This is a genomic window from Peribacillus sp. NPDC006672, from assembly GCF_050274955.1.
Lineage (GTDB): Bacteria > Bacillota > Bacilli > Bacillales > DSM-1321 > Peribacillus.
On sequence record NZ_JBNNOR010000021.1, the window covers coordinates 25,424 to 38,754 of the forward strand.

The 13,331-nt window shown below is 41.1% G+C and carries 10 protein-coding genes and 1 pseudogene; 3 read left to right on the plus strand and 8 right to left on the minus strand.

Annotated features, from left to right (window positions below):
* Window positions 1-50: 50 nt before the first annotated feature.
* Both ACQKKK_RS23095 and ACQKKK_RS23100 read left to right on the plus strand, forming a co-directional pair.
* Window positions 51-1,319, plus strand: coding sequence for a dicarboxylate/amino acid:cation symporter (locus ACQKKK_RS23095; protein WP_427619394.1), 1,269 nt, complete (start codon window positions 51-53; stop codon window positions 1,317-1,319).
* A 216-nt stretch (window positions 1,320-1,535) separates the two neighbouring features.
* The gene (locus ACQKKK_RS23100) at window positions 1,536-2,954 is read left to right on the plus strand and encodes an NAD-dependent succinate-semialdehyde dehydrogenase (protein ID WP_427619396.1); all 1,419 of its coding nucleotides are present in this window, start codon (window positions 1,536-1,538) and stop codon (window positions 2,952-2,954) included.
* A gap of 64 nt (window positions 2,955-3,018) precedes the next feature.
* On the opposite strand, the gene ACQKKK_RS23105 is transcribed toward ACQKKK_RS23100, so the two are convergent.
* The 8 genes and pseudogenes from ACQKKK_RS23105 to ACQKKK_RS23140 all read right to left on the minus strand — a co-directional run bounded on the left by ACQKKK_RS23105 (window position 3,019) and on the right by ACQKKK_RS23140 (window position 12,460).
* Entirely contained in the window at window positions 3,019-4,125 is a 1,107-nt protein-coding gene (locus ACQKKK_RS23105; protein ID WP_427619398.1) for an AI-2E family transporter, read from the minus strand.
* A gap of 393 nt (window positions 4,126-4,518) precedes the next feature.
* Complete coding sequence (locus ACQKKK_RS23110) at window positions 4,519-6,045, minus strand: acetyl-CoA hydrolase/transferase family protein (RefSeq protein WP_427619399.1); 1,527 nt, start codon at window positions 6,043-6,045, stop codon at window positions 4,519-4,521.
* Window positions 6,046-6,176: 131 nt separating this feature from the next.
* Entirely contained in the window at window positions 6,177-6,827 is a 651-nt protein-coding gene (locus ACQKKK_RS23115; RefSeq protein ID WP_427619401.1) for a LytTR family DNA-binding domain-containing protein, read from the minus strand.
* Between the two features lie 588 nt (window positions 6,828-7,415).
* Window positions 7,416-7,778, minus strand: a pseudogene (locus ACQKKK_RS23120) (P-II family nitrogen regulator).
* A 15-nt stretch (window positions 7,779-7,793) separates the two neighbouring features.
* Window positions 7,794-9,008, minus strand: a complete 1,215-nt coding sequence (locus ACQKKK_RS23125; RefSeq protein ID WP_427619403.1) for an ammonium transporter — start codon at window positions 9,006-9,008, stop codon at window positions 7,794-7,796.
* A gap of 266 nt (window positions 9,009-9,274) precedes the next feature.
* Complete coding sequence (locus ACQKKK_RS23130) at window positions 9,275-9,478, minus strand: YbdD/YjiX family protein (RefSeq protein ID WP_125163283.1); 204 nt, start codon at window positions 9,476-9,478, stop codon at window positions 9,275-9,277.
* Window positions 9,479-9,491: 13 nt separating this feature from the next.
* Window positions 9,492-11,546, minus strand: a complete 2,055-nt coding sequence (locus tag ACQKKK_RS23135; RefSeq protein ID WP_427619405.1) for a carbon starvation CstA family protein — start codon at window positions 11,544-11,546, stop codon at window positions 9,492-9,494.
* A 209-nt stretch (window positions 11,547-11,755) separates the two neighbouring features.
* A complete protein-coding gene (locus ACQKKK_RS23140) occupies window positions 11,756-12,460 on the minus strand; it encodes a CPBP family intramembrane glutamic endopeptidase (protein ID WP_427619407.1) in 705 nt (234 codons plus the stop codon).
* Between the two features lie 85 nt (window positions 12,461-12,545).
* On the opposite strand from ACQKKK_RS23140, the gene ACQKKK_RS23145 reads away from it, so the two are divergent.
* On the plus strand, window positions 12,546-13,286 hold the full coding sequence (locus ACQKKK_RS23145) for a MerR family transcriptional regulator (protein ID WP_427619408.1): 741 nt from the start codon (window positions 12,546-12,548) through the stop codon (window positions 13,284-13,286).
* Window positions 13,287-13,331 lie beyond the last annotated feature (45 nt).

Genomic DNA, 13,331 nt, shown 5'->3' on the forward strand with positions numbered 1-13,331 from the left:
ACTATAGTCAAGTTAAGAAAGCGCTATCATATAGCAAAGGAGAATGTACCTTGAAAATATTAAAAAATCTAACAGTTCAGGTCATCATCGGTATCATATTGGGTATAACAGTCGGTTTCTTCTTCCCTGCTTTTGGTGAACAGCTGAAGATATTAGCTGATTTATTTATTAAAATGATAAAAATGGTCATTGCACCAATCATCTTCTTAACCGTCGTAATCGGGATCGGCGGTATGGGCGATATGAAAAAGGTTGGCCGCATCGGCGGAAAGGCCCTGCTCTATTTTGAAATCGTTACCACCTTCGCCCTTGCTATCGGAATTATCGTAGTTAATGTGTTAGGACCTGGTAAAGGTTTCAACATTGATTCAGTCGAAGGCGGAGATGTATCACAATATACAACAGCGGCTTCCGAAACTGAACATGGCGCAATTGCCTTTATTTCTAACATCATCCCTGATAATGCTGTTGCTGCAATGGCTGGCGGAGACTTGCTCCCTATTTTATTCTTTGCCGTATTATTCGGATTATCCATGGCTGCGATGGGACCAAGAGTACAACCTGTCGTCTCCTTCCTTCAACATATTGCTGATATTTTCTTCGGCATAGTCAGTATGATCATGAAAGTATCTCCATTGGCGGCTTTTGGGGCAATGGCTTACACAATCGGTAAATTCGGCCTTGGTTCTCTAAGGTCCTTAGGAGAATTAATGGGTAGCGTTTACATCACGATGGCTCTATTCATTATTCTTATCCTTGGTACAATCGCAAAAATCTATGGCTTTAATATTTTCAAATTCATTGCCTATTTAAAAGAAGAGATCTTATTAGTATTAGGAACATCTTCATCGGAATCTGCTCTTCCAAGCGTGATGAAAAAACTAGAAAAATACGGTTGTTCAAAATCCGTAGTCGGTTTAGTTGTCCCAACTGGTTATTCATTTAACCTTGATGGCACATCCATTTACTTATCCATGGCAGCAATTTTCATCGCTCAAGCCTATGGTATCGATTTAAGCATCTGGCAGGAATTAACCCTTCTGGGAATCTTGATGTTAACGTCCAAAGGTGCTGCCGGTGTAACAGGATCTGGTTTCATTACACTTGCTGCAACATTAGCTGCATTCCCGATGATTCCAGTTGAAGGTATGGCTCTTCTATTAGGGGTAGACCGCTTCATGTCTGAAGCACGTGCCATCACTAATCTTATCGGTAACAGTGTTGCTACAGTGGTCATTTCTAAATCCGAAGGTGAATTCAATCCAAATCAGGCCATCTCAGGTGATATGGGTGAAGTGGCCGTCTCATCGGAAAAATAATCGAAACCAATGAAGAGGTGTGCAACTTGCACCTCTTTTTTTTAATGTCTTCCTCCTACTCCCTCTTCAATGAATAGTCGAGTTTCAAAAAAATAGCCAATCAAATTAATTTCAGTATCATTGAAAAGTGTTTATACTTTTATGTAACAGGTAAAGGTATAAAGTTAAAAGTTTTTTAGTAGTTTGATGGATTTAACCAAAATAGGAGGCTATATCATGAAGGATTACGGATTATTTATTAACGGTGAGTGGTCGGATTTTGGGTTGGATAAAATTGAAGTGAAAAACCCGGCAACGGATAAAATAGTTGCCACCGTTCCTAAAGGCGGTGCGACTGAAGCAGCCAAGGCTGCAGATGCCGCTTATGAGGCCTTTACGGATTGGTCAGCACTCTCAGTCTACGAACGTGCCGAACTAATTTGGAAATGGCATCGATTGATTGATGATAATAAAGAAGAACTTGCCAAAATCATGACTGAAGAGCAAGGCAAGCCCTTTAAAGAGGCTCTTGGAGAAATGACATATGCAAATGGCTTTTTATCTTGGTTTGCCGAAGAAGGGAAACGGGTCTACGGCGAAACGATTCCTGCTTCCGTGTCCAATAAGCGTCTTTTCGTGACTAAGCAGCCTGTCGGAGTTGTAGCTGTCATTACGCCTTGGAACTTTCCTGCAGCCATGATTACAAGAAAAGTGGCACCAGCCCTTGCCGTCGGCTGCACAGTCGTCATTAAACCGGCAAACCTGACACCCATAACAGCTTTAAAAATGGCTGAATTAGCGGAAGAAGCTGGGATTCCAAAAGGAGTCATCAATGTCGTGACAGGAAAATCATCAGAAATCGGTGAAACTTGGCTTCAAGATACAAGGGTCCGTAAATTGACGTTTACCGGGTCTACAGAAGTCGGTAAAACCTTAATGAGGGGCTCAGCCGACACAGTAAAGAAAATCTCGCTTGAACTCGGAGGTCACGCACCCGCGATCGTTCTTGAAGATGCCGACCTTAATAAAGCGGTTGATGGCATCATCAGTTCAAAATTCCGTAACGCTGGACAAACATGCGTCTGTTCAAACCGCATTTATGTCCACGAAGCCATTCAGGAGGCCTTTATCGAAAAACTCGTTGCCAAGGTCAAAGAACTAAAAGTAGGAAACGGATTGGAAGATGGCGTCGATATCGGTCCGCTTATCGATCAAAATGCAGTGGATAAGGTTCAAAAACAAATTGATGAAGCAATCAGCAGCGGAGCTAAGCTCGAAGCTGGCGGAAAATCAATCGGCGGCCTTTTTCTTCAACCAACCGTACTGTCCAACATTGATGACAGCATGCTCTGCATGAAGGAAGAGACATTCGGTCCACTAGCTCCGATTGCATCCTTCAAGACCGATGAAGAGGCAATCAAAAGGGCAAATGACTCCATCTTCGGTTTGGCAGCTTACGTATTCACTGAAAATATCACCAAAGGCATCAAATTCACCGAGGCACTTGAATTCGGTATTGTAGGATTGAACGATGGACTTCCTTCCGTTCCACAAGCTCCATTTGGCGGATTCAAGCAAAGCGGGCTCGGCCGCGAAGGTGGACACCAAGGCATCGAAGAATTCCTTGAAGTAAAATATATTTCGTTAGGTTTGTAATTATTAAGCATTCGTTCCTTCACTAAGAAAACGGGCCCGACTCAAATGAGTCGGACCCGTTTTTTCATTCCAATATATCTTCTCCAAGCTTTTCCTCTTTCCGGATCCTGATGAACTTTACGATATTCAATACAATCGTTTTAACAACGGAATAAGTAGGAACCGCCAAAATCATACCGATGATACCGGAAATGTTTCCGGCAACGAGTAAAAGGATAATGATGGTAAGCGGGTGGGTGTTCAATTTTTTCCCGATGACTAACGGTGAGATGACATTACCATCCAGTTGCTGAATGATCGTTATAACAAGAATGACCAAAAACGCTTCGGCCGGTGAATGAATCAATCCCACAATGACTGCAGGCGCTGCCCCAATAAAAGGACCTACATATGGAATGATATTGGTAATCGCACCAATCAGCGCAAATAAGAACGCGTAAGGTAGATCAATGATTAAATATCCAATGAACGTTCCAATTCCAACAAACATGCAGACAAGCATCTGTCCTTGTATGTAAGTAGTAAGCGTGTCTCCCGTTTCCTTAAGTACCGTTAAAGCTGGTTTTCTATAGCGAACCGGTACAAATTTCATGATGGAACTTGGAAGCTTATCCCCATCTTTCAGCATATAAAATAGGATGAAAGGAACCGTCACTACTACTAACGTAATATTCGTCACTACACTGAAAACAGAAGACAAGCTATTCGTTATATTACTCGGTAAATTCATCAAATATTTTTGAAGCGAATCTCCTACTTCTTTCAAAGGAACATAATCTTGTTCCACCGTCCACAAAAACCATTTTGACTCAGCTGAATCTTCAATGAACTTCCTTACTTGATTGAAATAATCCGGGAGGTTATTGACTAAATCCGTGACCTGTCTGGAAAGTGATGGGCCAACCAGACCGACCAACAAACTAATCAATCCAAGGAAAAATACGTAAAGCAATAAAATTGCCAATCCCCTTGGCACCCTTCTTTTAACAAGGAAATCAACTGTTGGGTTGAACAAAAAGAAGAGGAAACCTGAAATCAAGATTGGAAAGAACAAAGTTGAAGTAAAAATCACAATTGGTTCAAAAAGAAAAGAAATCTTTGTACCAACATAAAAAAGTAAAGACAATAATAATAACTCTAACGTCCAAAAATGCAGTTTGGTCTTGAACAAATTATCTCCTCCACTATAACCATTCTATTTAACTCCCCTAAGGAAACAACATCATAAACTCGGAAAATCCTATGTATGATAATCTTTCATTGTTAGCAGTTTACCATATTTCTATAACTTGAATGAATAATTATATACAAAAATAAAAGAAAAAATCCTTATGACGCCATTCCCTATCTTTTTGATGGTTAAGCTTCATTTTACACTTTAAATCCGTTATATGTTGAAGGAAAAAGAACTAATCGGAAACATCATACAAATTACTTAAGGAAATAATCTATTTATCTTTCAATATTATTGGAGCGATCGAAGAGTTTCTCCAATATCTTAAAGAGGCTAAATAGCAAGGCGAACCCAATAAAAAAACCCGCTGTGATGGCGGGTTTTTGACTCTTATTTTTGATCTTGAAGTACTGCTTCAAGCATCGTACCGTTTTTAGCTAGGTTTGTATGCCATGAGAATGCTTTTTCAAGAACATGTGGAGTTTGATGCCCTCCAGTTTTCGCAACAGCTTCAGTGAAGTATGCACGAAGCTGCGGACGGTAGTCAGGATGCGCACAGTTTTCGATGATTAACTCTACGCGCTCTTTTGGTGCCAAACCGCGTAAATCAGCGATCCCTTGCTCTGTCACTAATACATCCACATCATGTTCAGTGTGATCCACATGAGAAACGAAAGGAACGATACTGGAAATATTGCCGCCTTTTGCATATGATTTCGTTACGAAAATACCTAAGCGTGCGTTACGGGCAAAGTCTCCTGATCCACCAATTCCATTCATCATTCTTGTCCCAGAAACATGTGTTGAGTTTACATTACCGTAGATATCACACTCTAACGCTGTATTGATTGAAATCAAACCAAGACGGCGGATGATCTCAGGGTGGTTAGATATTTCTTGTGGACGAAGAACTAGTTTATCACGGTATTTATCAAGTTCACCGTAAACCTGTTTTCCTTTTTCTTCAGCTAATGTAATCGAACACCCTGAAGCGAATTTAACTTTTCCTGCATCGATTAAATCGAATACCGCATCTTGCAGCACTTCTGAATACACTTCCAAATCTTTAAATTCAGAATCAAGGAAGCCAGCGAATACAGCATTTGCCACTGACCCTACGCCTGATTGAAGCGGAGCCAGGCTTTCAGTTAAACGACCGGCCTTGATTTCTTCACGAAGGAAGTTAATAAGGTGGTTGGCGATGGTTGCAGTTTCTTCATCCGGCGGCACGATTGTAGAAGGTGCATCAAGATCTGTAGAAACGACGACTCCCATTACCTTTTCAGGGTCAACCTGAATACCGATCGATCCTAAACGATCGCTTACGCTAGTCATAGGAATCGGTTCACGTTCCCCTTGTTTAGCTGGTGTATATATATCATGCATCCCTTCCAATCCTTCTGGATGGGATACGTTCAATTCAATGATTACATGTTTAGCTTCTTGAACGAATATGGCTGAGTTACCTACAGAAGTTGTCGGGATGATTAATCCTTCTTCTGTAATCGCCAGTGCTTCGATGATTGCAAAATCTATAGGGCCGACAATGCCTTGACGAACTTGTTCAGCTGTATGAGATAAATGCTGATCTACATATGTGACTTCATCAGCATTGATTTTATTACGAATGCCTTTGTCCGCTTGGAACGGTAAGCGTTTGTTAATGATACCAGCTTCCGCCATATGTTGGTCGACTTCCGGTCCTAATGAAGCGCCAGTATAAACATCAACTTTAAATTTTTCAGTTTTAGCTCTTTCAACCAGAGCCATTGGAATAACTTTGGCATCACCAGCACGGGTAAATCCACTCATACCAAGTTTCATCCCGTCTTTAATCCATGAAGCTGCTTCTTCCGCTGTAACAACTTTCCCCTTAAATTGTTCGTTGCGAATTCTTTTGAAAACGCTTTCATTCATACAAAAGACCCCCATTTTTCGCTTTTCTTACACTTAATTTTACCAAGCTAGTGTAATTGTTACATTCATTTCCGAATGAAAAGCCTTAAATAGAGCATAAACCAGCATTTTTTTTACACAAAGGAGTAACACTAAAATCCTAAAGCCCTTCTGAATTGACTTGCATATGTTTGACTGACTTGGATTTTGGAATTGTCCTTCATTATTAGTAAAAATGTAGAATGAAAATCAGGAAGGATTTCTTGTATATAGTTAATATTGACGATGTACGAACGATGCACACGAATGAATAAATCACTAGGTAAAATGAATTCCAATTCACTTAAATTCATTTTATGAAATCCACTCACACGTTCGGACTGAATTTTAGTTTTCCTATTTTGAGCTTCCAAATACATAATTTCATCATAAGGAAGCGGTATCCAGCGTTCCTCTGTTTTAATGGTCAAGAATGATGTCGGTAAAATTAATGGCTTTGAAGGCAAAATGGCTGTTACCGCCCCTAAAGGATTGCCCTCGTCCATGATAGGAACACTCAGCCCATAGTAAGGTACGCCAAAAACATTACTTTCAACTTGCACCCCTATTTTTTTACGAACACTCAGAGCTTTATATGTCGCCGTGTTTTCACTAATTAAATCACCCGGTTTTATTCTTAGGTCAACTTGTTTGCTCGGTTGATAATAAATATATTTTTTGGAATCAGCCACAGAAATTGAAGCATCCTTCGGAACAAACTCCCTGATGATATTTAAAACGGATTCGACCGTAAATTGATCCATTTCCCTTCACCTCTTAAAAGAACATATTAATAATTTCCCCATCATTAAACAGGGCATTCGCAAATAATTTTTTTGAAGGACTTACATTTTTTTGAATTTACTTTTCGGAAATTAAAGAAAAAACGAATTAACTAAGCGAAAAGTACCAAAAAAAGCAAAAAAATCGGATTTAAATTTATGTCCTTATCCATTATAGTTGGAAAGCTCCTAGATTTCCATGGGGGATTCAAGAAAAAATCTTCCTTATATAATAAAATTCACCCCGAAGTGATCCTTAAAATGCCATTGCCGAGAATTGGCATTAAAACATAAAGAAGCCGTTTCCTCTATATGGAGGAAACGGCTGAAAAGTTATTTTTTAGATCGAGGATCCTGAAAAGAGGATTTTATTCGAAGTGATAAAATTTCTTCTAAATTTTTCAATGGTAATTCCAATAAAAGGGGTCGGTCATCAGGTTGATATACATCCTCTAAAATGAGCGTATTAACGATCTTTTGTTTTTTTGCATTAACAATTCGGACCAGCCTCCCCATTTTCAGCTCCCTTTATTTATTGGATCCGGCACATTTGGTCATTAAATCACTGCATCAAATCTCATTCTTTAACGCATCATGGCCTTCTTTTCCGGTACGGATATTCACAACGTTTTCCAATTCATAAATGAAGATTTTTCCGTCACCTGGTTTACCGGTACTCAAGAATTCCCTTGCTACATCCACAACATCCTGAACCGGAACTTCACACACGACGATTTCGATCTTCATTCGATCATGTAATGACATTTCATGATTTCTTCCTCTATATGTTTCCACATAACTTTTCTGAAGACCCGTTCCTTTTACTTCCGATACAGTCATTCCGCTTACCCCTATTTTTGCAAGTTCCGTTTTGAATTATTCAAATTTAATGGGGCGTGTAATGATTTCTATTTTCGTTAAAACCTCGGACATATGATCACCCCCCTTTTAAATTGATTCGTGATAGGCTTTTTCTCCATGAAGTGTAAGGTCAAGCCCCATGTACTCATCTTCTTCACTGACACGTAACGGAACGAAAAGGTTAATGGCTTTAGCGATGATATATGTGACCACGGCAACAAAAATATAAGTTACAACGATCGCTACGAGCTGCTTCCATAATAGGTTGAAATCTCCATAGAATAAACCATTTGCCCCGCTTTCATTGACGGAAGTGGTCGCGAATAAACCTGTAGCGATGCCACCCCATGTTCCACCGATCCCATGTAATCCGAAAGCGTCCAGGGCATCGTCGTAGCCCAGTTTATTCTTCAAGAAGAATACGCCCCAAAAACAAACAGCGCCTCCTATGACCCCGATAATGATGGATGATGCAGGCGTTACAAATCCGCAAGCTGGTGTAATGGCAACCAACCCAGAAATAGCTCCGGATACTGCCCCCAGCAATGTCGCCTTTTTATTAGCCATATACTCAACGATCAGCCAGCCAACGATACCAGCTGCTGCTGCTACAGCTGTATTTACGAATACGTTCATCGCCACATCGTTGATTGTCAGTGCGCTTCCGACATTGAAGCCGTACCAACCGAACCATATTAATGATCCCCCTAGGAATGTTAAAGGAAGATTATGTGGTGCACTGTCCCCCGACTCTTTCCTTTTTCCTAGCAAAATCGCTAAAACCAGACCGGCAACTCCGGAAGAAATATGAACAACGTTGCCCCCTGCAAAATCAAGAGTACCCAACTCCGCTAACCAGCCGCCTCCCCATACCCAGTGAGCAACAGGAGCGTATACGAATAAAGACCAAAGGATCGTAAAAATCAGGAATGCCGAAAACTTCATCCGCTCGGCAATGCCGCCTGCAATGATCGAGACAGTTAAAACGGCAAAAGTCATTTGGAATAACATGAACAAACTATGAGGAATTGTTTCGCTGTATGGTCCAGGTGCAAAGCCTACATCCTTTAAACCAACCCAGTCCAGACCGCCCAGAAGTGTATTACCAGGTGAAAATGATAAAGAATAACCAATCAGCACCCAAAGAATCGAAATGACAGCAAGTGGAATGTAACTATGCATTGCTGTATTCAGGACATTTTTACTTTTTACCATCCCTCCATAAAATAAGGCAATCCCTGGTGTCATTAACCAAACCATCATCGTCGCCAAAAACATGAATACTGAATCTGCCATTTGCATATTGTGTTTTTCCCCCTCGTTTGGTATATGTTATATTTCTTAACATTAAATGTTATATTTTTTATCATAAACTTAATTTTCTAATAATTCAACTTATTTTTCATACTCCATAATAAAAATGTCAGGTTACATGACATAACTTGAATAAAGAACCGGAAAATTGCACTAAAAGTTTTCGTCGTTATATTTCTCCCTCTACTCATGCCCGCTTCATAGAATCCATTAAAAAAGGCCCTCTTATTGAGGACCCTTCAAAAAATATTCAGTTAACAGCAACGAGACACTTTCCCACCCTTTGCGTTATAGCGTTCATCCTGGGCTTCGCAGAAAAATTCTTTCCTGGTTTTCACGGGATCTTCAGGATGGTGCATTCTCATATGTGCCACATAGGTATCATAACTTGGCACGCCGACAAGCAAACTGACGAACTGCTTTCTGTAGCTGAGAATCTTAACTAATCTTTTCAACATTTCCTTCCCTCCCTTATGATGACCTCGATACATAAGGTGATTCATGTAAATCTATTTTCTCGTTCTTCAAGACCTTGATCCATAACTTAATGGCAGAAATCAGGACAGTGATCACAACAATCATGAAGATGGCACAAAGGGCAGCATCCACATAATCATTGACGATAACCCGTTTCATCTCGGCTAGATTTGCTGCCGGAGCGAGAATTTCCCCATTATCATAGGCCGCTTTAAATTTATCCTTATGTGCCAAAAAGCCAATCGCCGGGTTTTCGTGGAACAGCTTTTGCCATCCAGCCGTCATGGTCACTATCAATAAGAATGTAGTTGGCACAAGAGTGACCCATGTGTACGCTTTTTTGCCCATTTTGAAAAGGACTGTCGTCCCAAGCAGCAACGCAATGGCGGATAGCATCTGATTCGCAATTCCAAACAATGGCCAAAGGGTATTGATTCCGCCAAGAGGATCAATGACCCCTTGATATAGGAAATACCCCCAACCGATTACACAAATGGCAGTCGCAATAATATTGGGCAGCCATTTATTCGTTTCGGCAAATGGCTTGTAAAAGGTGCCGATAATGTCCTGTATCATAAAACGCCCTACCCTGGTTCCCGCATCAATGGTGGTCAATATGAACAATGCCTCGAACAGGATCGCGAAATGGTACCAGAATGCCATCAAGGACGCTCCACCGATCACTTGTGAGAAGATATGGGCCATACCGATTGCAAAGGTTGGCGCTCCACCAGTGCGTGATAAAATGGTCTCTTCCCCAACATCATCTGCAAGGCCGGTAATCATTTCAGGTGTCAAAATGAAACCCCAATCGGATATCGTAGCAGCGACTTGAGCTGGCTCAGTTCCCACAACGGCCCCCGGGCTGTTAATGGCAAAATAGATCCCTGGCGTCAGTACACAGGCTGCTATCATTGCCATGATGGCTACAAAGGACTCAGTCAACATAGCCCCGTATCCGATTGGGCGCGAATGGGATTCACGTTCAATCATTTTGGGAGTTGTTCCCGATGAAACGAGAGCATGGAACCCCGACACCGCTCCACAAGCGATCGTTATGAATAAAAACGGGAATAAATTTCCTGAAAAAACGGGTCCTGTTCCATCAATGAATTGAGTGACGGCAGGCATTTCAAGGCTTGGCATGACAATGAAAATACCAAGCGCAAGTCCGATGATCGTGCCGATTTTCAAGAATGTGCTTAAGTAATCACGAGGCGCCAATAACATCCATACCGGCAAAACGGAGGCAACGAATCCGTATACAATCAGCATGATGGCGATCGTTTCCCCACTGAAAGTGAACAACGGCGCCAATGTTGCGGATTCGGATACAAATCGGCCGAAATATAACGCAAGCATCAATAGTATGATTCCAATAATCGATCCTTCACCAACCCGTCCCGGCCTTATATAGCGCATATAGATGCCCATAAGCACCGCAATCGGTATGGTCGAGGCAATCGTGAACATACCCCATGGGCTGCCCACCAACGCTTTTACGACAACAAGGGCAAGTACCGCCAATAAAATAATCATGATACCTAGAATACCGATCATTGCTATCAAACCTGTAATCGGTCCAATTTCCTCTTTGATCATCTCTCCCAATGATTTGCCGTTACGGCGCATCGAGCCGAAAAGAATGATAAAATCCTGTACGGCACCAGCCAATACAACTCCGACCACAAGCCATAGTGTTCCTGGCAAATATCCCATCTGCGCTGCAAGGATGGGGCCAACAAGAGGGCCAGCTCCGGCAATTGCTGCGAAATGGTGGCCAAACAGCACCCATTTATTTGTAGGCACGTAGTCCTTCCCATCATTATTCGCTTCCGATGGGGTCTGCCGATTATCATCTAGCTCAAACACTTTCTGTGCAATGAATTTACTATAAAAGCGATATGCAATTGAATAAACACAGAGTGCTGCAGTGACAATCCACATGGCATTGATGCTTTCCCCCCGGTTTAGTGCGACGAAACCAAAGCTCCCCGCCCCCACCGCAGATATGATCCCCCAAAGAATGACCGATTTAAGCGCTTTCATTTTTCCATCTCCTCTCAATGGTTTACTTAAAGAATCTTCATACATATGGAGTTTGGCTCTGATCCATTTAATTCAAAGAATTTTATGTATATTCAGAATTATATGTTATTATAAGGTTTTTTAGCAATAGTAATTAAGTCAATTTGTCATGTATTTACAAATATCTTGTCGATTAATCTCTCTTGTTCCCACTTTATCTTTTGGTCACTTCACGATATGAACGTCAATATCACCGCCAGTCCGTTAAATATTCCGTGAATCAAAACAGATGGCCAGATGGACCCTGTCTTTTCGTATGCCCAAGCAAATACCAACCCGCTTATAAAATTGATTATTAATGTATTATAAGTAGGGATATGAACAACCATGAAAAGGAAGGAGCTGATGAACATTCCCCAACTCTTTCCCGTTCGGACTCTAATCCAACGGTATATGAAACCTCGATAAAAGATCTCCTCGTAAACGGGAGAAATGATGGCGGCAGAAATGAAGCCTATGAAGAAATTAAAGACTGTGACATTCTGTTTTACACTTTCCGTTTTTTCATTTTCACACGTTCCCCCTACTGCCACCATCAGGGCAAGCACCATAATACTGCTAATTATCAATAAAATGGTCCAACCTGTTATCGGCCCCCAGTAAGACGCAGCAAATCGGCGAACCCCCACTTCCTTCCAAGATAAGCTACACGGCCTTAAGCATACGGAATAAACCCCCAGCATAAAAACGATGGCCATAATGAAGCCCATGGTCGTTCCTGCATATAAACCATTCCGAAAAAATAAATCGAACTGCTCTCTCAGCAAGATTTCAATGAAAACAGGCACAATGAAACATGATAACCCCAACATCCATACTCCTTCCTTAATGCCCCAAGGATCACCTTTAAAATACTCATTCTTGTCAAAATCCATTTTATCCCTCCTGTTCAGTTAAGCTATAATGTAAGTGTAGATGATGACGCAACGTCATCTTCAATATTAATTTGGAGGTAAGGCAATGGAATTTTGGACCGTGGGGCAATTGTCCAAACTTGCGAACGTTACGATTAGAACGATTCGGTATTACGACCAAATCCAATTACTGACACCTGAGTTCCGACACGCAAATGGCCGTCGGTATTATACGGAAACAGACCTCAAAAGGCTTGAAAAAATTTGCTTGCTTAAAAGCCTTTCGGTCTCTTTAGATGATATAAAGACCGTGTTGGATAAAAAGGCCTTCAAAGAATTGCTCCTTCATCAACAACAACAGACAATATCAAGCATAGGGGAAGCTGAAAACACTCTTATGAACATCCAAACCTTGTTAAATAGCATAGAAGTCGAAGGAGATCTTGATTGGGAGCTGCTTCTGCCGCTAATCAAAAGAAAAGAACATAATCGTGATCAATTCTTCAGCAAAGAAGAAGGAAAAGCCTTGGACAAACTGCCTAAAATGGAAAAAGATAATATCCAAACGAAACAATGGATCAACCTAATAAAACGTATAGAAATAACCATCAAAAAAGGATTTCCTGCCGAATCCGAGGAAGGAAGGCTTATCGCTGAAGATTGCCTGCTTTTATCCGAATTGATTTTCCAAGGAAACAAAGATCTAGAGGAGAAATTCTGGGAAGTTCGTAAATCTGCAGCTGACTCTTCCTCGGCAGGTTTATATCCGGTAAAGGAAGAAATCCTCATATTTTTAGAGGAGGCAATCGCCTCGTTAAGTGAAATGAAATGCAAGTCCAAAGTATAAGGTTTTGTGACCAACACAAAAAATGTGCGCCAGACGGCACACATT

What these genes read in the sequence shown, in the direction of transcription:
- ACQKKK_RS23135 (WP_427619405.1), bottom strand. Translation starts at nt 11,546, where the DNA reads ATGAAAGCGCTTAAATCGGTCATTCTTTGGGGGATCATATCTGCGGTG.
- ACQKKK_RS23125 (WP_427619403.1), bottom strand. Translation starts at nt 9,008, where the DNA reads ATGCAAATGGCAGATTCAGTATTCATGTTTTTGGCGACGATGATGGTT.
- ACQKKK_RS23145 (WP_427619408.1), top strand. Translation starts at nt 12,546, where the DNA reads ATGGAATTTTGGACCGTGGGGCAATTGTCCAAACTTGCGAACGTTACG.
- ACQKKK_RS23100 (WP_427619396.1), top strand. Translation starts at nt 1,536, where the DNA reads ATGAAGGATTACGGATTATTTATTAACGGTGAGTGGTCGGATTTTGGG.
- ACQKKK_RS23115 (WP_427619401.1), bottom strand. Translation starts at nt 6,827, where the DNA reads ATGGATCAATTTACGGTCGAATCCGTTTTAAATATCATCAGGGAGTTT.
- ACQKKK_RS23110 (WP_427619399.1), bottom strand. Translation starts at nt 6,045, where the DNA reads ATGAATGAAAGCGTTTTCAAAAGAATTCGCAACGAACAATTTAAGGGG.
- ACQKKK_RS23140 (WP_427619407.1), bottom strand. Translation starts at nt 12,460, where the DNA reads ATGGATTTTGACAAGAATGAGTATTTTAAAGGTGATCCTTGGGGCATT.
- ACQKKK_RS23130 (WP_125163283.1), bottom strand. Translation starts at nt 9,478, where the DNA reads ATGTTGAAAAGATTAGTTAAGATTCTCAGCTACAGAAAGCAGTTCGTC.